Here is a 23,634-nt window from a genome sequence, read left to right on the forward strand (position 1 = left end):
CCTCGGCACCGGCGGAGGGGGAGCGATGCGGGCGGCGCGGTTGATCTCGTTGGTGCTGCTGCTGCAGAACCGGGGCGCGGCGACGGGCCCCGAGCTGGCCGCGGAGCTGGAGGTCACCGAACGCACCGTCGCCCGCGACGTGCAGGCGTTGGCGGAGGCGGGCGTGCCGGTCTACGCGGAACGCGGCCGCAACGGCGGCTACCGGCTGCTCGGCGGCTACCGCACCCGGCTCACCGGGCTGCACCGGGCGGAGGCCGAGGCGCTGCTGCTGGCCGGAATTCCCGGTCCGGCGGCCGAGATGGGGCTGACCGAGGCCGTCGGCAGCGCCCGCCGCAAGATCTCCGCCGCGCTCGCGCCGGGGCACCGGGACGCGCCGGACCGGGTCGCGCGGCGCTTCCACCTGGACGCGCCCGGCTGGTTCCGGGAGACCGAGACGCCGCCGCTGCTGCCGGAGCTCGCCGACGCGGTGTGGCAGGACCGCGCGGTGCGGGCCACCTACCGCCGCCGGGACCGGGAGGTGCACCGCGAGATCGAGCCGCACGGCCTGGTGCTCAAGGCGGGTGCCTGGTACCTGGCGGGGCGCTGCGGCGGCCGGTTCCTGGTGTACCGCGTGGACCGGTTCCGATCGGTGGAGGTGGGCGGTCCGTTCGAGCGGGACGCCGAGTTCGCGCTGCCGGAGTTCTGGGCGCGGCGCGGCGCCGAGTTCGAGCGCGCCCTGCTGCGCGCGGAGATCACCGTCCGGATCGCTCCCGACGCGCTCGCGGCCCTGCACGCCCAGGTCGGCGGCCCGGCCGCGGCGGACGCGCGCGCCGCGGCCGGGGAACCGGACGAGCAGGGCTGGGTGACGACGACCCTGCCCGTCGAGTCCCTGGAGGTCGCGCAGGCGCAGCTGCTCGGGCTCGGCGCGCGGGTCCAGGTGCTGGCCCCGGCGGAGCTGGCCGAGCGGATGGCGCGGACCGCCGCCGAGCTCACCGAGCTGTACCGGTCGGCGGATCAGCGGTACCCGGTGGTGTCCTCCGGCGCCCCCGCTTCGACGACTTCGGCGATGTAGCGCCACGAGTCCGGTCGCGAACCGTCCAGGTCGGTGAACCCGTAGTGCTCCGCGAGCTCGAAGCTGGACACGGTGCGCCCGGCCCAGCGGGACACCTCCGGGTCGGCCGCCAGCGCCGCGACCCCGCGACCGACGAAGTGCGGCGATTCCGAGATCGAGAAGTGCGGTTCGGTGGCCTCGCGCCAGTTCTGCTCGGTGACGCCGAAGTGGTCGAGCATCATCTCCGAGCGCAGCCAGCCCGGGGTGATCGCGAGCGCGGTCCCGCCGTGGGGGCGCAGCTCCTCGGACTGGGCGAACGCCAGCCGGCTCGCGGCGATCTTCGTCACATCGAAGAACGCGCCGCAGTCCGCCCGGTAGCGCCGGTTGTACTCGGTGGTGCCGTCGGTCAGCTCCACCACCAGCCCGCCCGGGGTGCGGGACAGCAGCGCGAGCGCGAAGTGGCTGGTGATCAGGTGCGCTTCGATGCCGGTCCGGAGCCTGCGCAGGCCCAGGTCCAGCGAGTGCTCCCACACCGGTTTGTGCCAGTCCATCAGGTGCTCGCCGCCCATGTCGTTGACCAGCAGGTCCAGCCGGCCGCGCTCCCGCTCGATCCGCGCGACCAGGTCCCGGACCTCCTCCGGGACCTGGTGGTCCACCCGCACCGCGACGCCCTCGCCGCCCGCGGCCGTCACCAGCTCCGCGGTGTCCTCAATGGACTCGGGCCGGTCGTAGTCGGAGCGCGCCTCCCGCGTGGTGCGCCCGGTGCCGTACACCGCGGCGCCCGCGGCTCCCAGCTCCACCGCGATCGCCCGGCCCGCTCCCCGCGTCGCGCCCGCGACCAGCGCGATCTTCCCCCGCAGCGGTCGTTCCATCGTCGTGCCCCTCCGTCGGTTCCGGTTCGTCCCACCGATGCTGGCGGCGAATCCGGACGACCGCGGTCCGGATTTCCGCGCCGTTCTTTTCGAGTGGGCCGCCCGGCACGCCCGGCCGCGCGGTACGGTGAACATCGGTGATCGCGCAGCGCCGATCACCGTGCAGGCGAGAACGACGGTCGAGGCGGATCTGCGACGTGGGTGGCATGACACACCTGGGAGAACTCCCGGCGTGGCTGCTGGACGCGGCGACGCGGGCATGCCTACGGTCCGCACCGGGTACGGGGTTGACCGCGTTTCGATCTTGTGCTCGCACGGGACCACTCCGGCGTCGACCGGTACCCGTGCCGGCCCCGGACTACTGTCCGGTTCCCACGGTGACCGCTCCCGCGGCGGTCCGAGCAACGCAGAGCGCTCAGCCACGACCAGGAAGGCGGACCCGATGACGCCCCCGCACAACTACCTCGCGGTGATCAAGGTCGTCGGCATCGGTGGAGGCGGCGTCAACGCCGTCAACCGCATGATCGAGGTCGGGCTCAAGGGCGTCGAGTTCATCGCGGTGAACACCGACGCCCAGGCCCTGCTGATGTCCGATGCCGACGTGAAGCTGGACATCGGCCGCGAACTGACCCGAGGACTCGGCGCGGGCGCCGCCCCCGAAGTCGGGCACAAGGCAGCCGAGGACCACAAGGAAGAGATCGAAGAGGTCCTCAAGGGCGCCGACATGGTCTTCGTGACCGCGGGCGAAGGCGGCGGCACCGGCACCGGTGGCGCCCCCGTGATCGCCGACGTCGCGCGCAAGCTCGGCGCGCTGACCATCGGCGTCGTGACCCGGCCGTTCTCCTTCGAGGGCAAGCGCCGGGCGAACCAGGCGGAGCAGGGCATCAAGGAGCTCCGCGACTGCTGCGACACGCTCATCGTGATCCCGAACGACCGGCTGCTGCAGCTCGGTGACATCGGGGTCAGCCTGATGGACGCGTTCCGCTCCGCGGACGAGGTGCTGCTCTCCGGTGTGCAGGGCATCACCGACCTGATCACCACGCCGGGTCTGATCAACCTCGACTTCGCCGACGTCAAGAGCGTCATGTCCGGGGCGGGCAGCGCCTTGATGGGCATCGGCTCGGCGCGCGGGGAGGGCAGAGCCGTGCAGGCCGCGCAGAAGGCGATCAACTCGCCGCTGCTGGAGGCCTCGATGGAGGGCGCGCACGGCGTGCTGCTGGCCATCGCGGGCGGCTCCGACCTCGGCCTGTTCGAGATCAACGAGTCGGCCTCGCTGGTGCAGGAGTCCGCGCACCCCGAAGCGAACATCATCTTCGGCACGGTGATCGACGACTCGCTCGGCGACGAGGTGCGGGTCACCGTGATCGCCGCCGGTTTCGACGCGGGTGCGCCGACCCACAAGAAGCTGGAGCCGACCAGGGTCGGCGGCAGAGACGCCGTCGCGGGCGGTGAAGCGGGTCAGGTCACGGAGGGACAGGTCGTCGACAGCACGGCCGAGGCCGCTCCCGAGCAGCCCGCCGCGCCGCAGCAGCAGGCCCCCGCGGAGCAGGCACCGCCCGCTCCGGCCCCGCAGCCCGAGCCGTACACCCCGCCGCAGAGCTACGAGCCGCAGGCCCAGAGCTACGAGCGGCGTCCCGCGTACGGCGAGGGCGGCACGCCCGGAGTCTCGGTGCCGACCCGCTCCGGCGGCGGCTACCCGACGCACACCGGCACCCAGGGCATGAGCGGTCAGCTGCCGTCGCGGCCGGTGCCGGTCTCCGACGACAACGACGACGACGTGGACATTCCTCCGTTCATGCGACGCTGATCGCCTTTGAGCGTGAGCCAGAATGGGCACCGGGACGGACTTCGTCCCGGTGCCCGCTCATGTGCGGGCACCGGTGCTCCGGGACGCCGCCCCGCCAGTCGGCAACGACCCTTCGAGATCGGGAGTGATGGAGTGCGGATCCGGCGCGTGATCACCACGCGGGAAGGCGGCAGCTCGAAGCCGCCGTTCGACTCGTTCAACCTCGGCGGCCGGGTCGGCGACGACCCCGAGGCGCTCGCGGCCAACGAGCGCAAGCTCGCCGCCGGCATCGGGCTGGACCCGTCGCGGCTGGTGTGGATGGAGCAGATCCACGGCAAGAACGCCGAACTCGTCGACGGCCCGCGCCCGGAACCGGTGGAGGCCACCGACGCCCTGGTGAGCGCGCAGCCCGGGCTGGCGCTGGCGGTGCTCACCGCGGACTGCGTGCCGGTGCTGCTCGGCGACCCGGTGACCGGCGTGGTGGCCGCGGTGCACGCGGGCCGGGTCGGCGCCCGGGTCGGCGTCCTCGTCGAGGCGCTGAAGGCGATGCGCGGCGCGGGCGCCCGCATCGACGACATCGAGGCGCTGCTGGGACCCGCCGCCTGCGGCCAGTGCTACGAGGTGCCCGAGTCGATGCGCGACGACGTCGAGGAGTACCTGCCCGGCAGCGCCTGCCGCACCCGCAAGGGCACGCCGGGGCTGGACCTGCGCGCGGGGCTGTGGGAGCAGCTGGCGGGCGCCGGGATCGCGAAGATCGGCATCGATCCGCGCTGCACGATGGAGAGCCGCGAGCTGTTCAGCCACCGCCGTGACGGGCCCCGCACGGGCCGGTTCGCCGCCGTGGTGTGGGCGGAGCGGGAGGAGTCGTGAGCGAGGACGACGAGCGCCGCGCGGAGCTCGCCGAGTCCCTGAGCTCGATCCGGCAGCGCCTCGCGGCGGCCTGTGCGGCCGCTGGGCGGCCGGTGGCGGACGTGCAGCTGCTGGCGGTGACCAAGACCTTCCCGGCGCGGGACGTGGCGCTGCTGGCCGATCTGGGCCTGGTCTCGTTCGCGGAGAACCGCGAGCAGGAGGCCCGGCCGAAGGTCGCCGAGCTGGCCGCCCTGCGCCCCGCCGCGGAGGCGCGCTGGCACATGGTCGGGCAGCTGCAGCGGAACAAGGCGCGCTCGGTCGCCCGCTGGGCGGACGTCGTGGAGTCCGCGGACAGCCCGCGGCTGGTGGAGGCGCTGGCCGGTGCCGTGCGCAACGCGCTCGACGCGGGAGAGCGGACACGCCCGCTCGAAGTTCTCGTTCAGGTGAACCTGGACGAGGCGGCCGGCCGGGGTGGCTGCCCCGCCGCCGAGGTGCCCGCGCTCGCCGCCGACATCGCCGCGCGGGATGAGCTCAGGTTGCGCGGAGTCATGGCCGTGGCGCCTCAGAACACCGCGCCGGACGTGGCCTTCGACACACTTTCGGCGATCTCCGCCCGGCTCCGCCGGGACCACCCCGAAGCTGGGGAGATCTCGGCGGGGATGAGCGGCGATCTGGAGAGTGCTGTGGCCCACGGCTCCACCAGGGTGCGTGTCGGAACAGCGCTGCTGGGAGGGCGGCGGTTAATCTCGCCGTAGCCTGGGCGGAGGGTCGAACGCCGGTCGAACCGCGCTCGGCTCCGGAGGAGTCGCGGAGGAAGGGCACGCCGATGAGCACGATGCACAAGCTGAAGGCCTACTTCGGCATGGTGCCCGCCGACGAGGTCGACGACTTCGACGACGAGCCCTACGGCGACCGGTACGGCGATGCGGGCGAGTACGACGCGCCGGCCGACCGGGTCGGACGGCGGCGCGTCGGAGTGCGCGGCGGCTACCAGGACGAGGCGGCCGCCGACGAGGGATTCGACGATCACGGGCACCGCGAGGCCGCGCACCGGGACACCGGTCACCGCGGCGAGGAGTACCGCGACGTCAAGCCGTCGCGCAGGCAGTGGACACCGGAGACCGCGGCGCGCACGGCCGCCGAGCGGGAGTCCGTCTCCCGGTTGCGGGCCGTCACCGACACCGGCAGCCACTTCAACTTGAGCAAGATCACAACTCTGCATCCTCGCAGCTACAGCGAGGCCCGCACGATCGGGGAGCAGTACCGGGACGGCACTCCGGTGATCATGAACCTGACGGAGATGGACGAAGCGGATGCCAAGCGTCTGGTCGACTTCGCCGCAGGTCTGGCCTTCGCGATGCGCGGTTCGATCGAGAAGGTCACCAACCGGGTGTTCTTGCTCTCACCCCCGAACGTGGACGTCGCAGCCGAGGACAAGCGCCGCTTGGCCGAGGGTGCCTTTTTCAACTACGGGTGACCGGTGGCAGAGTTGAGCTGTGGAACTGGCGCTGATCGTCCTTTACTACGCGGTCTTCTTCTTCTGGCTGCTGCTCACGGCCCGTATCGTGATCGAGCTCGTCCGGGTGTTCGCCCGCGACTGGCGCCCCGCTGGAGGGGTTGCAATCGCGTTGGAGAGCATCTACACAGTGACCGACCCGCCGATCCGGCTGCTGCGTCGGGTGATCCCGACGGTCCGGATCGGCGGTGTAGGGCTGGACCTATCCATTATGGTGCTGCTGCTGGTTGTGTTCATACTGATGCAGCTGCTGTTGAGACTATGGGCGCAGTCCGGGTAACGGGGAACCCGGGTGACCCGCAGCCGAAGAGTGCGTGAGGTGATCTTGTGGGCTTGACCCCCGCCGACGTGCATAACGTCGCGTTCAGTAAACCGCCGATCGGGAAGCGCGGTTACAACGAGGACGAGGTGGATGCTTTCCTCGACCTGGTTGAAGCCGAGCTCGCCCGGTTGGTGGAGGAGAACAACGACCTGCGGAGCCAGATGGAGCAGCTGGAGGGCCAGCTGCAGACCGCGCAGGTCGATCTCGACGATGCGCGCAGTCAGGCGTCCGCGGTTCCCGCCGCCCCCGCTCCGGTGGAGGAACCGCGTCGGCTCGCGCCGGTCCCGGCTCCCACCGCGGCCGAGCAGACCTCGCCGGGTGGTGACCACCACGTGCAGGCCGCCAAGGTCCTCGGGCTCGCCCAGGAGATGGCGGACCGGCTGACCGGCGAGGCGAAGGCCGAAGCCGACGGCATGCTCTCGGAGGCCCGGACCAAGTCCGAGCAGTTGCTCTCCGACGCCCGGTCGAAGTCGGACAGCATGGTCAACGAGGCGCGCACCCGCGCCGAGACGATGCTCAACGACGCCCGGACCAGGGCCGAGACGCTGGAGCGGCAGGCCAGGGAGAAGGCCGCCGGTCTGGAACGCGACGCGCAGCGCAAGCACGCCGAGGTGATGGGCAACATCACCCAGGAGAAGAACGCGCTGGAGAAGAAGATCGACACCTTGCGCACCTTCGAGCGCGAGTACCGCACCCGGTTGCAGACCTACCTGGAATCGCAGCTGCGTGAACTGCAGGACCGCGGATCGGCGGCACCCGCCGAGAGCGGGAGCCGCGCTGCCGGCCAGCAGAACACCTACAGCTTCGGAGCTCGGGCCGCCGAAGCCGGCTGAGCGGGCCGGTGACCGGATCCGCCGGTCGTGAGCCATCGCGCGGCCCCAGGGGCCGCCGGTGGTCGGCTGCGGAGGGGACAAGGGGGTCCCCGCACGGTGCGGTGAAGGGAAGTTCGGCGTGTTGTTGGTAGTGCTGTTCCTGGTCCTGGCGGCCGGTGGCGTGCTGGTGACGTCGGTGCTGGTCCAACGCCCGGAATGGGCGTGGTTGTCGGTGCTGCTCAGCGTGCTGGCCGCGGCACTGCTCGTGGTGGAACGGTTGCGGCGGCGGAGGGAAGCGAGCTCACCGCCGCGGCAACCGGTCTCCGCGGGCGAGGCGGGGCAGGACCCGGCGGCACCGGCCGGCGAGGTCGACGTCGACGAGGAACCGGACGAGGAGGACACCGACGCGGCGGACGCGCTGCTGGTGTCCGAATCGGACGACGAGGTCGTGGTCGTCGACGAACGCCCCCGGTACCACTTGGCGAGCTGCGACTGGCTCGGCGAGCGGGAGGTGCAGGGACTGCCGGCGAAGGAGGCCCGGGAACTGGGCTTCACGGCCTGCTCCCGCTGCACCCCGGACGCGGTGCTGGCGGGACGGGCGCGCGCCGCGCGCTAGCACGGCCACCGGGAACGCGGAGTCCACCGCGGAGCGCTCAGGGCCCTGGGCGCGGACCGCGGTGGCCGCGGAAATCCGGTGGCGTCGAATGGTTATGCTGAATGCGGGCTGGTCGCCGGGGAGCGACCGGCCCGCATCGGCGTTGATCCGGCCATCACCGGGGAGCCTCCGGAAGAACGGGCGCCGCGCTCCAGCAGGAGCAGCGTCCCAGTAGAACCGGACGGGTCCGGCCCGTGACAGCCGGCAACGAGTGGCCGTCGCGTTCTGCGGTGGCAAGCGGGGTGGTACCGCGGGACGCGGGCGGCCGGATCGGTCGCGCGCCGTGTCGTCCCCGTGTGGGCATCGAGTCCGGATGCCCGTGCGGCTGCTGACGACACACCGGCGAGGAGAACACCCGCGATGGCTTACCCGAAGGTCCGATTCGGCGGAACGACCGCCCCGGAGGGCGCGGATCGAGAGGCCCCCCAGGAGCGCGGGGTGGCCGCGCAACCGTCGTTCCCGCAGGTCGAGCGGGAAGTGCTGGACTTCTGGTCCGCGGACGGGACGTTCCGGGAGAGCGTGCAGGCCAGGGACGCGGGCGTCAACGGCTCGAACGAGTTCGTCTTCTACGACGGGCCGCCGTTCGCGAACGGCCTGCCGCACTACGGCCACCTGCTCACCGGGTACGTCAAGGACGCGGTGCCGCGCTACCAGACGATGCGCGGCCGCCGGGTGGAGCGCCGCTTCGGCTGGGACTGCCACGGGCTGCCCGCCGAGGTGCAGGCGGAGAAGCAGCTCGGCATCACCTCGAAGTCCGAGATCGAGTCGATGGGCGTCGCCGAGTTCAACGACGCCTGCCGCGCCTCGGTGCTGCGCTACACGCGGGAGTGGGAGGACTACGTCACCCGCCAGGCCCGCTGGGTGGACTTCGAGAACGACTACAAGACGCTCGACGTGGACTACATGGAGAGCGTGATGTGGGCGTTCAAGACCTTGTGGGACAAGGGCTTGGTCTACGAGGGCTTCCGGGTGCTCTGGTACTGCTGGCGCTGCGAGACGCCGCTGTCCAACACCGAGACGCGGATGGACGACACCTACCGCCAGCGGCAGGACCCGGCGGTGACGGTGGGCCTGCGGCTCGTCGCGCCGGGCAAGGCGTTCGACGGGGCGCTGGCCCTGGTGTGGACGACGACCCCGTGGACGCTGCCGTCGAACCTCGCGGCCGCCGTGCACCCCGAGGTGGACTACGCGCTGGTCGAGCCCGGCGAGGGCGGCGAGCGCTACCTGCTGGCCGAGGCCCGGCTGGGCGCGTACGCGCGGGAGCTCGGCGAGGACGTCGCGGACCGCGTCGTCGCCCGGTTCACCGGCGCCGAGCTGGTCGGCACGAGCTACCGGCCGCCGTTCGACTTCTTCGCCGGGCGGCCCAACGCCCACCAGGTGCTGCCCGCCGACTACGTCACCACCGAGGACGGCACCGGTGTCGTGCACATCGCGCCCGCCTTCGGCGAGGACGACAAGGCCGTCACCGACGCGCACGACATCGAACCGGTCGTCCCGGTCGACGCGCGCGGCCGGTTCACCGCCGAGGTCGCGCCGTACGAGGGCCAGCAGGTCTTCGAGGCGAACAAGCAGATCATCCGGGACCTCAAGGAATCGGGCCTGCTGCTGCGGCACGAGACCTACGACCACCCGTACCCGCACTGCTGGCGCTGCGACAACGCGCTGATCCAGCGGGCCCTGTCGTCCTGGTTCGTGGCCGTCACCCGGTTCCGGGACCGCATGGTCGAGCTCAACCAGCAGATCAACTGGGTGCCGGGGCACATCCGGGACGGCCAGTTCGGCAAGTGGCTGTCCAACGCCCGCGACTGGAACATCTCGCGGAACCGGTTCTGGGGTTCGCCGATCCCGGTGTGGACCTCGGACGACCCGGCGTACCCGCGCACCGACGTGTACGGCTCGCTGGACGAGCTGGAGCACGACTTCGGGGTGCGGCCCGCCGACCTGCACCGCCCGAACATCGACGAGCTGACCCGGCCGAACCCGGACGACCCGACCGGCGCGTCCACGATGCGGCGGGTGCCGGAGGTGCTGGACTGCTGGTTCGAGTCCGGGGCGATGCCGTTCGCGCAGGTCCACTACCCGTTCGAGAACTCCGACTGGTTCGAGCACCACTACCCGGGCGACTTCATCGTTGAGTACAACGGCCAGTCCCGCGGCTGGTTCTACCTGCTGCACGTGCTGGCCACCGCGCTGTTCGACCGGCCCGCGTTCTCCAACGTGGTCGCGCACGGCATCGTGCTCGGCGACGACGGCATGAAGATGTCGAAGTCGAAGAACAACTACCCGGACGTGAACGAGGTCTTCGACCGCGACGGTTCGGACGCGATGCGCTGGTTCCTGATGGCGAGCCCGATCCTGCGCGGCGGGGACCTGGTGGTCACCGAGCGCGGCATCCGGGACGCGGTGCGCCAGGCGGTGCTGCCGCTGTGGAACTCCTGGTACTTCCTGGCGTTGTACGCCAACGCCGAAGGAGTCGAGGGCCGGTTCCGGGTGGACAGCGAGCACGTGCTGGACCGCTACGTGCTCGCCAAGGCGCACGAGCTGGTCGGCGACGTGCAGGCCGCGATGGACGTGTTCGACCCGGCCGGGGCGTGCGCCGCTGTCCGCGACTTCCTGGAGGTGCTGACCAACTGGTACGTGCGCCGCTCCCGGGACCGGTTCTGGGCCGGGGACGCCGATGCCATCGACACCCTGCACACCGTGCTGGAGGTGACCTGCCGGGTGGTGGCGCCGCTGCTGCCGCTGACCGCGGAAGCGGTGTGGCGCGGGCTCACCGGCGGCCGCTCGGTGCACCTGGCGGACTGGCCGCTGGTCGACGAGCTGCCTGCCGACGCGGCGCTGGTCTCCGCGATGGACCGGGTGCGGCAGGTGTGCTCCTCGGCGCTGGCGCTGCGGAAGTCGAACTCGCGCCGCGTCCGGCTGCCGCTGGCGAAGCTGGTCGTGGCCATGCCGGAGGCCGAGTCGCTGCGGCCGTTCGTCGACCTGGTCCGGGACGAGGTGAACGTCAAGGAGGTCGAGCTGACCACCGACGTCGCCGCGCACGGCCGGTTCGAGATCGCGGTGAACGCCCGCGCCGCCGGACCTCGGCTGGGCAAGGACGTGCAGCGGGTGATCAAGGCCGTGAAGTCCGGTGACTGGACCCGCAACGCGGCCGGGGGCGTGGTCGCCGACGGCACCGAACTGCAGGAGGGCGAGTTCACCGAGCGGCTGGTGTCCACCGACTCCGGTGCCGCGGCCGCGTTGCCGGGCGGCGCCGGGATGGTGGTGCTGGACTGCGACGTCACGCCGGAGCTGGCCGCCGAAGGCGTGGCCCGCGACCTGGTGCGCGTCGTGCAGCAGGCGCGCCGGGACGCCGGTTTCGAGATCTCCGACCGCATCCGCGTCGAGGTCTCCGCGCCGGCCGAGGTGCTGGCGGCCGTGGACGCGCACCGCGAGTTCATCGCCGCCGAAACCCTCGCGGACGCCGTGTCCGAGGGCGCGGCCGCGGGTGGTTCCGCGGGCAGCGTCGGGGACGGCGTGGACGTCTCGGTCGCCGTCGAACGGGTCTGATCGGCCGCCGCCGGGCGGGTCCGCGGGAACCACCGCGGATCCGCCCGGACGGGCGTGGCGCACCTCCCACTTCGCGCGGGGTGGTTGCGCGCGGCGGGGGCGATCCCTAGTCTTCTCCGTCGAAGGTCATGAGTGCCAGCGGGAAACCCCGGTTTGCTGGCCGGCAACCCTCCTACCGCGGTGGGGTGCCCCGGGTGAGGACCTGGCCGATCGCGCAGGGCGATCGGCAAGCGCGGGCCCCGAATGCTCCGGGCCCGGTGAGGCCCCAGGAGGCATCGTGTCGTCAGCCGTCCGCTCCGCCACCGGCGAGATCGCCGAAACCCCGATCTGGTCCGTCGTGGACTCCGTTCCCGCGGTCCCCGCGGTCGTCGGCGCGCAGCTGCGGGTTCCGCTGGTCACCGGCGGTTCCGCCGAGTACGCCAACCTGGACCACGGGGCCAGCGCGCCTTGCCTGAACGCGGTGCGGGACGCCGTGAACGAGCTGCTGCCCTGGTACGCCAGCGTGCACCGCGGCGCCGGGTTCGCCTCCCAGGTGTGCACCCGGGTCTACGAGGGGGCGCGGGAGACGCTGCGCCGGTTCGTCGGCGCCCGCCGCACCGATTCGGTGATCTTCACCCGGAACACCACCGACGCGCTGAACCTGCTGGCCGCCGCGCTTCCCGCGGACACCTCGGTGGTCGTGTTCGACACCGAGCACCACGCGGCGCTGCTGCCGTGGGCGGGGGAGCGGGTGCACCACCTCGGCATCCCGGAGAGCCCGCAGGAGGCGGTGCGGCTGCTCGACGCCGCGCTCGCCGAGTGCGCCGACGGGCCGAAGCTGGCCGTGCTCACCGGGGCGTCCAACGTGACCGGCGAGCTGTGGCCGGTCGCCGAGCTCGCCCGCGTCGCCCGCGAGCACGGCGCCCGCACCGTGCTCGACGCCGCCCAGCTCGCCCCGCACCGCCCGGTGCGCATCGCCGACCTCGGCGTGGACCACGCCGTGCTGTCCGGGCACAAGCTCTACGCCCCGTTCGGCGCGGGAGCGCTCATCGGCCGCGACGACTGGCTGGACCGGGCCGAGCCGTACCTGGCCGGCGGCGGCGCCACCCGATCGGTCCCCGACGCGGGCGAGATCGACTGGAACACCGGTCCGGAGCGGCACGAGGCCGGTTCGCCGAACACCGTCGGGGTGCACGCGCTCGCCAAGGCCTGCGAGGTGCTCGCCGAGCACGCCGAGGCGATCGAGGGGCACGAGGACCTGCTGCTGCGCAGGCTCCGCGCCGGGCTCGCCACCGTGCCCGGGCTGCGCGAGCTGGGCCTGTTCGGCCCCGAGCACGACCGGGTCGGCGTGGTCAGCTTCACCGTGGACGGCCAGGACCCCGGGCTGCTGGCGGCGGCGCTGTCCGCGGAGCACGGCATCGGCGTGCGGGACGGGCTGTTCTGCGCCCACCGGGCCGTGCGGCACCTGCTGGCGGGCACCGACGCGCAGCGCGCCGTGCGGATCAGCCTCGGTCTCGGCACCACCGTCGAGCACGTGGACCGGATCGTCACCGCGCTGCGCGGGCTCGTCGCCCACGGTCCGCAGTGGAGCTACGAACTGGACGGCGGCCGCTGGGTGCCCGTCGACGACCCGCGCGAGTTCCCCGCCGCGTTGGCGTGAGCCGCTGCGAACGACCGATCGGCGGTCGGGGAGAATGGGCCGGGTGAACACCGAGCAGTCCGACTCCGAGCAGCCCGGATCGAACCCCGCGACCGGCGAGGGCTCGTCCTCAGAACCGGAAGCGCGACCCGCCGCGAGCGGGGACGGCGGTACCGCCGCGAGCGAGCCGGACCCGGGTTCGGACGGCGACGGTTCGACCGCGGTCGGGGCGGCCGGTGGCCGTGCCTCGCGGAAGCTGCTGGCGCTGCTGTTCGGGGTGGCCGCGCTGCTGCTCGCCGCGGACGTGGTGACCAAGATCGCCGCGGTCGCGCGGCTCGACGGGCAGCCGCCGCTGGAACTGTTCGGCGGGGCGGTGTACCTGGTGCTGGTGCGCAACCCGGGGGCGGCGTTCTCGCTGGCCACCGGCATGACCTGGCTGCTGGCGCTGCTGGCGATCGTCGTGGTCGGCGTCATCGTGTGGCTGGCGCCGAAGCTGCGCTCCACCGGGTGGGCCGTCGGGCTCGGCCTGGTGCTGGGCGGGGCGTGCGGGAACCTGGTCGACCGGTTGTTCCGGGAGCCCGGGCCGCTGCGCGGCCACGTCGTGGACTTCGTGTCGCTGTTCGCGCCGGACGGCAGCGTGTGGCCGGTGTTCAACGTCGCCGACTCGTCCATCGTGTGCGGCGGGATCCTCGTGGTGCTGCTGTCGCTGCTCGGCCGCGACTACGACGGCACCGTGCACACCCGGAAGAAGCGCGAGGACCGGGCATGAGCGATCTGCGGATGCTCCCGGTCCCCGACGGCCTCGAAGGGATGCGGGTCGACGCGGGCCTGGCGAAGTTGCTCGGGTTGTCCCGGAACACGGTGGCGGGGCTCGCCGAATCCGGCGAGGTGCTGCTCGACGGCGCTCCCGTCGGCAAGTCGGACCGGCTGATCGCGGGCGGGCTGGTGGAAGTGACGCTGCCCGACGCGCGGCCCGAACCGGAAGTGGTCGCGGTGCCCGTGGAGGGCCTGCGGATCCTGCACCAGGACGACGACATCGTCGTGGTCGACAAGCCCATCGGCGTCGCCGTGCACCCCAGCCCCGGTTGGGAGGGCCCCACCGTGATCGGCGGGCTCGCCGCCGCGGGCGTGCGCATCGCGACCTCGGGCGCCGCGGAGCGCCAGGGCGTGGTGCACCGGCTCGACGCGGGCACCACCGGCGTCATGGTCGCCGCGAAGAGCGAACACGCCTACACCGCGCTGAAGCGGGCGTTCAAGGAGCGCACCGTGGAGAAGCGCTACCACGCGCTGGTGCAGGGCCACCCCGATCCGAGCAGCGGCACCATCGACGCGCCGATCGACCGCCACCCCAAGCACGACTACAAGTTCGCCGTGGTCAGCGGCGGCAAGCCCAGCATCACCCACTACGAGACGGTGGAGGCGTTCCGCGCCGCGTCCCTGGTGGACGTGAAGCTGGAGACCGGGCGCACGCACCAGATCCGGGTGCACTTCTCCGCGGTCCGGCATCCGTGCGCGGGCGACCTCACCTACGGCGCGGATCCGGTGCTGGCGCGGAGGTTGCAGCTCGGCAGGCAGTGGCTGCACGCGCGGATGCTCGGCTTCGAGCACCCCGCCGACGGGCAGTGGGTGACGTTCACCAGCGACTACCCGGACGACCTGCAGCACGCACTGGACACCCTCCGCGAACAGGACTCCTGAGCCGCCGGCCGCCCGCTCCCGCCGCCGGGACGCGCGTTGCGGCGATCGTCGTCCGGACGGGTCCGGCCGGTCGCGTAGCGTGGTCGTGCTGATCCAGGAACAGCGGGGGGAGTGGCCGATGACCCAGGCCGGAGCGAGCGGGACGTTCGACGGGCGTCGCGCGGAGTTCACCGACGACACGCCGACGCCGCCGACGGGTCTGCCGCTGGGCGGTGCACCGCCGTCCGCGCCCGCGCGGCGGGACGAGCGCGCGGAGGTCGAGGAGCGGTGGCCCACCACCGACGCGGAGCGGACCGATCCCGGCCAGCAGGGGCTCGCGGAGCTGCTGGCGGCGGAGGACGTCGGCCGCGCGGGCCCGGCGGTGCTCGGCGCCGATCCGGAACCCGGCCCGTCCGCGGACGCGGGTGACTGGCCGACCCTGCAACGCCGCGAACGCCGCCCGGAGCGCCCTCGCGGCGGTCCCCTCGACTGGGTTCGCCGCCGCGGCAACTGAGAGTCCGAAGTGGACGGACCGGCTGCGGGCTCCCGCGGCGGGTCCGGTGTCTTCCCGTCACCGGCGACCACCTGGGCAAGCCGCCCCGCGCGAGTCCTCGGCCGTCTTCCAGCGAGGACGGCGCTCTCCCGGTGGCGCAGAGCCACCGGTGCGAACGATCCCCCTCGGCGAGCGGGCGGCCGAGGCCCCACCACCGCCCCGCTCAGCAGCGCGAGCGCGGAATCAGAGATCGGTGATGTCCCAGTGGAGGGTGCGCTGGTCGTCCCCGGGGCGCATGGCCCAGCGGACCGTGGACAGCTCGGTGTCCTCCGGCAGCACGTACACGGTGTGCCCGCCCGCGGTCTCGCCGGGCGGCACGCCGATGCGGTGCGGCGGCCGGGAGGACAGGGCGACCGGTGCCTTGCCCACGGTGGACCCGTCCTCGGCGACCAGGACCAGGTAGAGGTCGGGCAGCGAGGTGAACGGCATCGGGCTGCGGTTGGTGAGCTCGGTGTGCACGACGACCGAGCGCTCGCCCTCCTGCAGCTGGTAACCGGCCGCGGTGAACAGGAAGTCGGCCGGGTCGACGACCTCGACGAGCTGGATGGTGATCCGCTCGCCTTCGGGGCCGTCCACGTCGAGCTTGCTGCCGACCTTGCCGGTGCGGGCCGCGGCGGGCACCGGGGTCTTGGCGGTCGGCGCGTGCGGGTTCGCCGGCTGCTGCGCCGGTTGCGGCCCGGACTGCGGTCCGCTCGCGGGCTGGCCGGGCTGCGGGGGCCGCTGCTGGTCGCCGCGCGCCCACGCGGCTGATCCGGGCGGGCCCCACGGGTTCGGCTGCGCCTGCTGCGGTGCGGGCGGCGGCGCGGGCCTGGCCTGCTGCGGCTGGCCGAAGGAGGCGGGCGGGCCCGCGGGGGTGAACGGTTGCGGGCCGCTGGGCGGGTTGGGCACCTGGTAGCCGCCGCTGGCCTGGGTCCAGGCGTTCGCGGCGGCGACCGCGTTGCGGATGCCCACCGGGTCGCACTCGACGCCGACGACCATGGGCAGCCCGGTGGTGGAGAGCACCGCGAGCCGGGCGGCCACGTCGCGGACGTCCATCCCGAGCCGCGACGCGATCTCGTGCACCGCGGCGCGCCCGGATTCGGCGACGGCGGTGAGCAGACGTACGTCCACGGGATCAGGTGCGGTCACGTCAGGCCACGCTACCCCCTAGGGACGATCACCGTCCGCAAGGGCGGGATGTTCGCCGGAACCCGGTCCGCCGAGCTCGTCGAGCTCGGGATCGATCCGGCCGGGCGCGGATCCGCGGCACGTCCGGGAGGGTCGCCGACGGCGCCGGGTAGTGGCGTCAGGCCGTCCCGGCCCGGCACCGCCGCGGCCGCCCCTTCGCACCGAGAACGGGAGGTGCGGGGCGAGCCGACGGGCCTGGCACCTGCTGATCGGATGAGCGGAGCGGGGCCGTTCGGGCGGCCCCTCCCGCGTCCGCGGCGGTACCCGCGGAGCACCTCGGATGGTGGTCTCGGGACCGCCCTGGGAGCTGAGAATCCTCTCAGACAGCGGCGAGTTGACTGTCCCGCGACAGCCTCCGACCCGAGAGGACGCGATGCCCGCCACCACGGAGGACGCCGAGCCGACCGTCCTCGACGACGCGTTCATGCAAGATCCCTACCTGCGCTACGCGCGGCTGCGCGCCGACGCCCCCGCGCAGCGGGTGATCAGCCGGTCAGGCATCCCGGTGTGGGTCGTGACCCGCTACGCCGAAGCACGGCAGGCGCTCTCCGACCCGAGGCTGCAGAAGAACGTCGAAGGCACCAAGAAGGCCATCGACAACCAGCTGGGGGAGGGCGCGCACCGCGCCGAGTTCATCGACGACCTCAACGCGCACCTGCTCAACACGGATCCGCCGGACCACTCCCGGCTGCGCAAGCTCGTGCTCAAGGGCTTCACCCCGCGCCGCGTCGAAGACCTCCGGCCCCGCGTCGAGCAGCTCACCGGCGAACTCCTCGACGAGCTCGCCGGCCGCGGCGAGATCGACCTGCTGCACGAGTTCGCGTTCCCGCTGCCCATCACCGTGATCTCCGAGATGCTCGGCGTGGAGCAGGAACGGCACGAGGACTTCAAGCGGTGGACCACGGCGCTGGTCAACGGCGCCGACGCCGAGACGATCAACTCGGCCGGGGCCGCCATCGGCGAGTACATCACCCGGCTCGTCGCCCGCAAGCGCGAAGAACCGGGCGACGACCTGATCAGCGCGCTCATCGCGGCCGCCGACGGCGCGGACCGGCTCAGCGAACCCGAACTGATCTCGATGGCGTTCCTGCTGCTCGCAGCCGGGCACGAGACGACGGTGAACCTCATCGGCAACTGCGTCCACGACCTGCTCGGCAACCCGGAGCGGCTGGCCCAGGTGCGCGCCGACCCGGACCTCGTCGACGACGCCGTCGAGGAGACGCTGCGGCACGAGAGCCCGGTGAACCTGGCGACCATGCGGCACACCGCCGAACCGGTCCGGCTCGGCGACGTGGACATCCCGGCGGGGGAGCTGGTGCTGGTATCGCTGGGTTCGGCGAACCGGGACGAGCGGCGCTTCGACCGGCCCGACGAGTTCGACCTGAGCCGCCCCAGCACCGGGCACCTCGGCTTCGGGCACGGCATCCACTTCTGCCTCGGCGCCTCGCTCGCCCGGCTCGAAGCGCGGATCGCGGTGCGCGGACTGCTGGAGCGCTTCCCGGAGCTGAGCCTGGCCGTGGACCCGGCGGAACTGCGGTGGCGGCCCAGCACCCTCGTGCACGGGCTGGAAGAACTGCCGATCAGGTTGTCCTGAAACGCACCGCGCCCCCGGGGCGATCCCGGGGGCGCGGTGGTCGTGCGGGTCAGCGCGCGTCGCGCAGCGCGATCACCGTGTACGGGCCGACCTCGCGGCGCTCGAACCGCGGGTCGTCGAACGCGGCCGGGTCGAAGAACACGTCGTAGTCCCGCACGTTCGGCAGCTGCGGGAACGCGTCGCCCTTGAGGTTCAGCGCCAGCTTCCGGCCGTTCTCGTCCGACGGGTCCGCGGCGCGTTCCTGGTCCGCTTCCGAGGCGACCGGGCTGTCCTGGTTGCGCAGGACGAACACGTTCGGCGTGGTGAACGGGCTGCGCTGCAGCATGTCCAGCAGTTCCTGGCCGCTGCGGGCCTTCGTCCAGCGCTCGATCTCCGCGGTCCGCCCGTCGTAGTCCGCCAGCGGGTTCGCGTAGTGCGGCGTCTCCTGCTGGAAGCTCCAGTACGGCTGGAACGACAGCAGCTTGTAGTCGGTGGTCAGCAGCAGGTTCCGCTGCGGCGGGCGGCCGGTCAGCTGCGACACCGCCCGGTACACGTCGTCGGCCCACGAACCCGTCTGCTCCGGGTCGCGGGCGCCCTTCGCGTTGTCGCCCGTCGGGTAGTAGTCCTCGTAGGCCTGCGTCGCGGACGGTGCCAGCGCGCTGCCGATCGCGCCCTGCGTCAACGTGATCGCGCCGAGCAGCCCCAGCGCGCAGGACAGCACCGTGATCCGCGCGGCGTAGGCGGCGTCCACCCGTTCCCGCAGCCAGCCGATGAACTCCAGCACCGCGAACACCCCGGCGACCGCCAGCACCACGCCCAGGATCACGTTCAGCCGGAACGCGAGCAGCGTCGTCTTCGCGACCAGCGCCAGCGTCGAGAGGCCGAACCAGGTGTAGATCGCGACCACCACGGTCAGCATCGCCGCCGCGACCTCGCTGCGCCGCGCGCGCAGCACCAGCCAGGCGAACCCGGCCAGGCACAGCGCGCCGACCGGGCTCGCGTCCGTCATCGGCACCGGCAGGAACGAACCGTCCTCCGGCAGGTAGTGCAGCGCCGCGCTGCGCGGGTTGTCGGTGAACACGTGCGTGGCCAGCACGTACGGCAGCCACACCAGCAGCGAGATCAGCCCGCTGACCACGCCGATCGGCAGCAGCCGGAAGAACATGCGCTGGACCGTCGGCCACACCCGCTCGCCGCGGCGGACCCGGAACACGCCGACCACCACGGCCATCGCCACGATCAGCAGCACCGCGAAGCCGAAGTGCAGCGTGTAGGTGATCGCCGCGAAACCGACGTACCCGCCGACGCACACCAGCGTCCAGCGCGGGGCGCGCTCCTCGCGGCGCAGGGCGTGCCAGGCCAGCACGGCGATCGGCGCCAGCCACGCCGCCGACGGCCACGCGTAGGGCTCCTCGATGCCGTGCAGCATCCCCGCCAGCGAGGTCGCGATGGCCGCCAGCAGCGCCAGCCGCCTGCGCACCACGACGCTCCACAACGTGAACGCGACGACGCTCGTCACCGCCACCCAGATCAAGGCGTACGGCTTGTAGGCGGCCCAGCCCTCCCAGCCGAGCAGGTTCGCGAACCTGCCCCCCAGCCAGAACCAGCCGCCCGGGTAGTACGGCGCGACACCCGCGTAGTTCATGTCGGACAGGCCCCACGTGGAGGCCGCCCGCGTCATGTACTGCAGGCGGAACGCGTTGTCCGTCGAGGAACCGCCGAAGTAGTACCGCGTCGCCTGCAGCGGGATCGCCAGCGCCAGCGTGGTGAACGTGGACAGCGCGGCCCACGTCCCCGCCAGCCGCACCGGCCGCGGCAACCGCGTGGGGCCGACCGCCAGCAGCACGAACGTGATCAACAACACCAGCGCGGCGCCGAGCGAGGCCAGCGCCTCCGGCGCGAAGCTCGGTTCGCTGATGCCCAGCCGCGCCGCCGCGAACTGCAGGACGAGGCTCACCGCGGCGGCGACGACCGATCCCGCGACCAGCTCGGAAACGGTGCTGCGCAGCGGAAGTCGCACGGCGGAACTCCGGCGCGGCGCATCGATCGATCGGGGCCCGGTGAGCACCGGACTCGGCAAGGTTCCCGCCACGTGGGTTCGATCCTTCGGAAGTGGGGGACAGGACGCCCGCGCAGAATAGAGGATGGCCACCCGGCGCCCGCGCCGCGCCTGGGCGGGTGCCGACGATCACCCGCTAGGGTGCTGGAGGCGTCGACTTCGTGCTCCTGCCGCGAGGGGCCGATGGCGGGACCCCGGCGTCCCCCCCGCTGCGGAACCGCTCGGTGCACGGGACGAGCCGTCCCCGCGAGGAGCCGCCGCCGGTGGCGTGCGCGGCGGCCCCGCCGCCGACGGAACCGACGAACAACCCACCGCGCAGGCCCCGAGGCGGGCCAGTGCCTGCCACACCACCGAGGAGGGTCGGCTGTTGCCACCAGGAGCGGTCGAGACCAGCGGAACACCCGAACCCGCAGGTGCGGTGCGCGTGCCCGGACCGGAGGAGCGGACCGGGCGGCCGGCGGTGCGCGCCGACCTGCTGCCCGCGCTGAGCGCGCTGTCCCTGGTGGCGCTGCTCGGGATGCCGCTGGGGTGGGTGTGGTCCCGGATCGCGCCGCCGCAGGCGAGCCTGCTCGGCCGCACCGGGACCCCGGTGCCCGCGCAGATCGTGGAGAGCTACCACGACTTCGACGCGCTGGCGCTGTTCCTGCTGCTGTCGTTCGCGACCGGCATCGTCACCGCGGCCGTGCTGTGGACGTTGCGCAGGCGGCGCGGGCCGGTGCTGCTGGTCGCCGCCGCGCTCGGCTCGCTGGTCTCGGCGTGGCTGGCGATGCGGATGGGGGCGACGTTCGCGTCCGAGCTGTACCCGTGGCCGGCGGACCTGGGCTTCGGCTCCGCGCTCACCGTCCCGCCCGCGGTCGGCACGCCGTGGGCCGTGCTGGTGCAGCCGTTGGGGTTGGCGCTCGGCTACGGCCTGGCCGCTTCCTGGAACGGCTTCGACGACCTGGGCCGCCGCAGCTGATCGGCTCGGTCGCCCGGCGGCACCGCTCAGCCCGCGGGCCGGTTGGGGGTCGTTCGGCCCGCGGGGCGGGGCGGGCTCCGCTCAGCCCGCGGGGCGCACCGAGGCCGTGATGCCGTCGAGGACGTCGGGGGTCACGGCGCCGGGCACCTCCTGGTCGGCACCGACGACGTGCACCACCGAGCTCTCCCCGTTCCCGTTGGTGGCGAGCACGTTGACCACCGCGCTCGGCGCGCCGCACGCCGCGGGCGCGGGGAACGCGGTGGCGACCACCTTGGTCCCCGGCAGACCACCGGGAAGCACCACCGGCTGCGGCGGCCCGAGCTCGATCCGGGCGTCGGCGCCGTAGGCGAGTTCGGCGAACCGGCGGGCCGTGTCGGTGGCGACCGTCGCGTCGTCCGGGCCGCGCCGCGCGGTGGCGCCCGCGAGCGCGCGGAAGCTGCCGCCGCGGTCCGGGCAGTAGCCGCGCTGGTAGATCGCGACCCCGGTCATGGTCACCGGGTCGTCCTGCTCCCCGAAGCCGATCACGTTGTCCGGGGTCTCCAGCCGCCACTCCGGCGGGACGTCGTAGGCGGCCTGCCGCTTCGGCACCGCCACCGCCTGCCAGCCCGGTACCAGCGGTGCGGGCGCGGGTGCGGTGGGCGGGGACGAGCCGGGGGAGGTCTCGGCGGAGGTCTGCGGCGCCGCGAGCGACTCCGAGGCGGGGGCGGGTGCCGTCCCGGCCTGCGCGTCGTCGTCCCCGCCCGAGCCGCCGAAGAGAACCGCGGTGATCACCACGACCAGCACGACGGCCACCGCGGCGGACAGCGCGACCAGCGGGCCGCGGTTGCGCTTCGGCGGCGGCGGGGAAGGAGGCGGTGGTGGCGCGGCGGCCGGTTGCGGCGCGCGGTCGAAGGTGCCGAAGCCCTGGTAGCGCATGCCGCCCTGGTACGGCGGTCCGCCGACGTGCTGCCCGGGCTGCGCGCCCCAGTTCTCGCGCCTGCCCCAGGCGTCCCCGTTCTCCGGGGAACCCCAGGTTCCCGGCCCGCCAGGTGATGACATGGGCGAGATCCTAGCGAGTGATCGCGGCGCTCCGGACGGCGTTGCGCGCAGTGGTCAGTTCACGCTGGTCTGCTCGGCGAACTCCGCGAACGGTGCCGGGACGGCCCGCAGTTCCCGCAGGAACTGCGCCTCCCGCGCCAGCAGCCGCCGCACGAGCCGCAGCCGGGCCAGCGGATCGGTCTCGGCGAGCAGCGCCTGGCGGTCCTCGGTGCTGAGCACGCAGTCCTCCGCCAGCGCGTAGGAGAGCTCGCCGGGTTCGAGGTCGGCCGCCGCGGGTTCGTAGTGGTCGCCGCGGAGGCCGGTGCCGTGGTAGCGCTCGTGGGCTTCGCGGGCGGCTTCGTCGAGCCTGCTGACGAGCCGCGGGTCCTCGTCGGGTTCGTCGTCGGGGAGCCATTCCACGCGGGCCATCAGGTACGGCGCGGCCTCCCGGTCGATCTGCAGCAGCCGGAACCGGGCCCCGCCCTCCGCGGTGATGTCGTACCGGCCCTGCGGCAGCTGCTGCACCTGCCGCAACCGCGCCGAGCACCCCACGTCGTACATCGAGTCGACGTTGTCGTCGCCGACCTCCCAGCCCTGGCGGATGCCGACGACGCCGAACCGGCGGTCCGGGACGACCTCGTCGACCAGGTCGAGGACCAGCTGCCGGTAGCGCGCTTCGAAGACGTGCAGCGGCAGGTCGGCGCCGGGGAGCAGCACGGTGCTCAGCGGGAACAGCGGGAGCGTGTCGGTCACGACCGCCAACCTACGTCCCGGCCCCGCCGATCGGCCACCACGGCGCACCGGTGAGCTCGGTCGGCGGGGCCGCCGGTCAGGTCCGCTCGGCCGGCGGGCGCAGCACCGCGAACGGATCGGTGATCTCCAGGTCGGGTTGGGTGAAGCGGAACAGCGCGGGCGGCCGACCCCCGGCGGGTCCGGCGGGCAGGGTGCGGCCGGTGGGTCGCAGCGCGCCGCGGCGGGTGAGGACCCGCTGCAGGTTGGTGGCCGCGACCTCGTAGCCGAGCGCTGCGGAGTAGATGCGGCGCAGTTCGGAGATGGTGAACTCGGCGGGCGCCAGCGCGAACCCGATGTTGGTGTAGGAAAGCTTGGCGCGCAGCCGGTCCCGCGCGGCGCGGGTGATGCGCTCGTGGTCGAAGGCGGTGTCGGGGAGGCCGTCGAGCGGGTGCCAGGCGGTGTCGTCGGGGATCTCCGGGTCGACGTCGGCGGGGACCAGCCCGAGGAAGGCGGTCGCGACCGTCCGCCGCCCGGGCACGCGCGCCGGCTCGCTGAACACGGAGAGCTGCTCGACGTGGCTCAGCTTGTGCACGTCGACCTTCTCGGCGAGCTGGCGGCGGATGGAGGTCTCCACGTCCTCGTCGTCGCGGAGCCTGCCGCCGGGCAGCGACCAGCGGTTCCGGTGCGGTTCCCGGGCGCGCTGCCACAGCAGCACGTGGAGCACGCCGTCCTGCGCGCGCAGCACTCCGGCGAGGACTTCGTGAGCGGTATCTCTCCCGTCCGCATGACCTGCGGTGTTACGATGAGGCACGTTTTCGACCTTAAGGCGAAAACTGCTGGGGAGCAAACGGGGGCGCGCGCGCCGCGGCGCGCACCGCCGGTGAGGAGG

At 73.1% G+C, this 23,634-nt stretch carries 21 protein-coding genes and 1 riboswitch; of the genes, 15 read left to right on the plus strand and 6 right to left on the minus strand.

All coding sequences use genetic code 11. The features are described 5' to 3' along the window. Positions 1–25 precede the first annotated feature (25 nt). Positions 26–1,051 (plus strand): helix-turn-helix transcriptional regulator, encoded by a 1,026-nt coding sequence (locus H1226_RS07055; protein WP_258347966.1) that lies wholly within the window; start codon positions 26–28, stop codon positions 1,049–1,051. On the opposite strand, the gene H1226_RS07060 is transcribed toward H1226_RS07055, so the two are convergent. Next, positions 994–1,902 carry an SDR family oxidoreductase gene (locus H1226_RS07060; RefSeq protein ID WP_258347967.1) on the minus strand — a complete coding sequence of 303 codons (909 nt, stop codon included), beginning with the start codon at positions 1,900–1,902 and terminating at the stop codon, positions 994–996. The two genes, H1226_RS07055 and H1226_RS07060, sit on opposite strands and share 58 nt — an antisense overlap. Before the next feature lie 442 nt (positions 1,903–2,344). Between H1226_RS07060 and ftsZ the strand changes: the two genes are divergently transcribed. The 12 genes from ftsZ to H1226_RS07120 all read left to right on the plus strand — a co-directional run bounded on the left by ftsZ (position 2,345) and on the right by H1226_RS07120 (position 15,200). Next, positions 2,345–3,709 carry a cell division protein FtsZ gene (ftsZ, locus tag H1226_RS07065; RefSeq protein WP_224959325.1) on the plus strand — a complete coding sequence of 455 codons (1,365 nt, stop codon included), beginning with the start codon at positions 2,345–2,347 and terminating at the stop codon, positions 3,707–3,709. 132 nt (positions 3,710–3,841) lie between these two features. Beyond that, on the plus strand, positions 3,842–4,558 hold the full coding sequence (gene pgeF, locus H1226_RS07070; RefSeq protein WP_224959329.1) for a peptidoglycan editing factor PgeF: 717 nt from the start codon (positions 3,842–3,844) through the stop codon (positions 4,556–4,558). Continuing rightward, positions 4,555–5,292 carry a YggS family pyridoxal phosphate-dependent enzyme gene (locus H1226_RS07075; protein ID WP_258347968.1) on the plus strand — a complete coding sequence of 246 codons (738 nt, stop codon included), beginning with the start codon at positions 4,555–4,557 and terminating at the stop codon, positions 5,290–5,292. Before pgeF ends, H1226_RS07075 begins: the two co-directional genes overlap by 4 nt. A 71-nt stretch (positions 5,293–5,363) precedes the next feature. Next, positions 5,364–6,014 (plus strand): cell division protein SepF, encoded by a 651-nt coding sequence (locus tag H1226_RS07080; protein WP_224959331.1) that lies wholly within the window; start codon positions 5,364–5,366, stop codon positions 6,012–6,014. Positions 6,015–6,033: 19 nt separating this feature from the next. Then, positions 6,034–6,333 (plus strand): YggT family protein, encoded by a 300-nt coding sequence (locus H1226_RS07085; RefSeq protein WP_224959332.1) that lies wholly within the window; start codon positions 6,034–6,036, stop codon positions 6,331–6,333. Positions 6,334–6,380: 47 nt separating this feature from the next. Further along, the gene (gene wag31, locus H1226_RS07090; RefSeq protein ID WP_224959333.1) at positions 6,381–7,208 is read left to right on the plus strand and encodes a DivIVA-like cell division protein Wag31; all 828 of its coding nucleotides are present in this window, start codon (positions 6,381–6,383) and stop codon (positions 7,206–7,208) included. A gap of 118 nt (positions 7,209–7,326) precedes the next feature. Then, positions 7,327–7,803 carry a hypothetical protein gene (locus H1226_RS07095; RefSeq protein WP_258347969.1) on the plus strand — a complete coding sequence of 159 codons (477 nt, stop codon included), beginning with the start codon at positions 7,327–7,329 and terminating at the stop codon, positions 7,801–7,803. A 399-nt stretch (positions 7,804–8,202) separates the two neighbouring features. Beyond that, entirely contained in the window at positions 8,203–11,391 is a 3,189-nt protein-coding gene (gene ileS, locus H1226_RS07100) for an isoleucine--tRNA ligase (protein ID WP_258347970.1), read from the plus strand. 124 nt (positions 11,392–11,515) lie between these two features. Beyond that, positions 11,516–11,630, plus strand: a riboswitch (SAM riboswitch). 71 nt (positions 11,631–11,701) lie between these two features. Beyond that, positions 11,702–13,030, plus strand: coding sequence for an aminotransferase class V-fold PLP-dependent enzyme (locus tag H1226_RS07105; protein ID WP_224966952.1), 1,329 nt, complete (start codon positions 11,702–11,704; stop codon positions 13,028–13,030). A gap of 34 nt (positions 13,031–13,064) precedes the next feature. Then, positions 13,065–13,778, plus strand: a complete 714-nt coding sequence (gene lspA / locus H1226_RS07110) for a signal peptidase II (protein WP_224959336.1) — start codon at positions 13,065–13,067, stop codon at positions 13,776–13,778. Between the two features lie 11 nt (positions 13,779–13,789). Further along, on the plus strand, positions 13,790–14,707 hold the full coding sequence (locus H1226_RS07115; protein ID WP_373690067.1) for an RluA family pseudouridine synthase: 918 nt from the start codon (positions 13,790–13,792) through the stop codon (positions 14,705–14,707). Positions 14,708–14,825: 118 nt separating this feature from the next. Further along, positions 14,826–15,200 (plus strand): hypothetical protein, encoded by a 375-nt coding sequence (locus H1226_RS07120; protein ID WP_258347971.1) that lies wholly within the window; start codon positions 14,826–14,828, stop codon positions 15,198–15,200. 222 nt (positions 15,201–15,422) lie between these two features. Here H1226_RS07120 and H1226_RS07125 read toward each other — a convergent pair whose 3' ends face one another. Then, the gene (locus H1226_RS07125) at positions 15,423–16,367 is read right to left on the minus strand and encodes an AsnC family protein (protein WP_258347972.1); all 945 of its coding nucleotides are present in this window, start codon (positions 16,365–16,367) and stop codon (positions 15,423–15,425) included. A 412-nt stretch (positions 16,368–16,779) separates the two neighbouring features. Here H1226_RS07125 and H1226_RS07130 point away from each other — a divergent pair, with 412 nt between their 5' ends. After that, the gene (locus H1226_RS07130; protein WP_258347973.1) at positions 16,780–18,000 is read left to right on the plus strand and encodes a cytochrome P450 family protein; all 1,221 of its coding nucleotides are present in this window, start codon (positions 16,780–16,782) and stop codon (positions 17,998–18,000) included. Positions 18,001–18,049: 49 nt separating this feature from the next. On the opposite strand, the gene H1226_RS07135 is transcribed toward H1226_RS07130, so the two are convergent. Next, entirely contained in the window at positions 18,050–19,999 is a 1,950-nt protein-coding gene (locus tag H1226_RS07135; RefSeq protein WP_258347974.1) for a galactan 5-O-arabinofuranosyltransferase, read from the minus strand. Positions 20,000–20,405: 406 nt separating this feature from the next. Here H1226_RS07135 and H1226_RS07140 point away from each other — a divergent pair, with 406 nt between their 5' ends. Then, entirely contained in the window at positions 20,406–20,996 is a 591-nt protein-coding gene (locus H1226_RS07140) for a DUF2567 domain-containing protein (protein ID WP_224959344.1), read from the plus strand. Between the two features lie 81 nt (positions 20,997–21,077). Here the strand turns inward: H1226_RS07140 and H1226_RS07145 are convergent, their stop codons facing one another. From H1226_RS07145 to H1226_RS07155, 3 genes are all read right to left on the minus strand, one after another. Further along, positions 21,078–22,034 (minus strand): hypothetical protein, encoded by a 957-nt coding sequence (locus tag H1226_RS07145; RefSeq protein ID WP_258347975.1) that lies wholly within the window; start codon positions 22,032–22,034, stop codon positions 21,078–21,080. A 54-nt stretch (positions 22,035–22,088) separates the two neighbouring features. After that, on the minus strand, positions 22,089–22,766 hold the full coding sequence (locus H1226_RS07150) for an LON peptidase substrate-binding domain-containing protein (RefSeq protein WP_258347976.1): 678 nt from the start codon (positions 22,764–22,766) through the stop codon (positions 22,089–22,091). A gap of 76 nt (positions 22,767–22,842) precedes the next feature. Beyond that, the gene (locus H1226_RS07155) at positions 22,843–23,556 is read right to left on the minus strand and encodes an NUDIX hydrolase (protein WP_309148788.1); all 714 of its coding nucleotides are present in this window, start codon (positions 23,554–23,556) and stop codon (positions 22,843–22,845) included. Between the last annotated feature and the right edge of the window lie 78 nt (positions 23,557–23,634).

Source organism: Saccharopolyspora gregorii (assembly GCF_024734405.1).
In the GTDB taxonomy this organism is placed as follows: Bacteria; Actinomycetota; Actinomycetes; order Mycobacteriales; family Pseudonocardiaceae; genus Saccharopolyspora_C; species Saccharopolyspora_C gregorii.

Excerpts from the sequence above, each read along its gene's own strand:
- H1226_RS07120 (WP_258347971.1), top strand. The coding sequence starts at position 14,826 with ATGACCCAGGCCGGAGCGAGCGGGACGTTCGACGGGCGTCGCGCGGAG.
- H1226_RS07115 (WP_373690067.1), top strand. The coding sequence starts at position 13,790 with ATGCTCCCGGTCCCCGACGGCCTCGAAGGGATGCGGGTCGACGCGGGC.
- lspA (WP_224959336.1), top strand. The coding sequence starts at position 13,065 with ATGGGCCGGGTGAACACCGAGCAGTCCGACTCCGAGCAGCCCGGATCG.
- H1226_RS07080 (WP_224959331.1), top strand. The coding sequence starts at position 5,364 with ATGAGCACGATGCACAAGCTGAAGGCCTACTTCGGCATGGTGCCCGCC.
- H1226_RS07145 (WP_258347975.1), bottom strand. The coding sequence starts at position 22,034 with ATGTCATCACCTGGCGGGCCGGGAACCTGGGGTTCCCCGGAGAACGGG.
- H1226_RS07130 (WP_258347973.1), top strand. The coding sequence starts at position 16,780 with ATGCCCGCCACCACGGAGGACGCCGAGCCGACCGTCCTCGACGACGCG.
- H1226_RS07060 (WP_258347967.1), bottom strand. The coding sequence starts at position 1,902 with ATGGAACGACCGCTGCGGGGGAAGATCGCGCTGGTCGCGGGCGCGACG.
- ftsZ (WP_224959325.1), top strand. The coding sequence starts at position 2,345 with ATGACGCCCCCGCACAACTACCTCGCGGTGATCAAGGTCGTCGGCATC.
- ileS (WP_258347970.1), top strand. The coding sequence starts at position 8,203 with ATGGCTTACCCGAAGGTCCGATTCGGCGGAACGACCGCCCCGGAGGGC.
- H1226_RS07055 (WP_258347966.1), top strand. The coding sequence starts at position 26 with ATGCGGGCGGCGCGGTTGATCTCGTTGGTGCTGCTGCTGCAGAACCGG.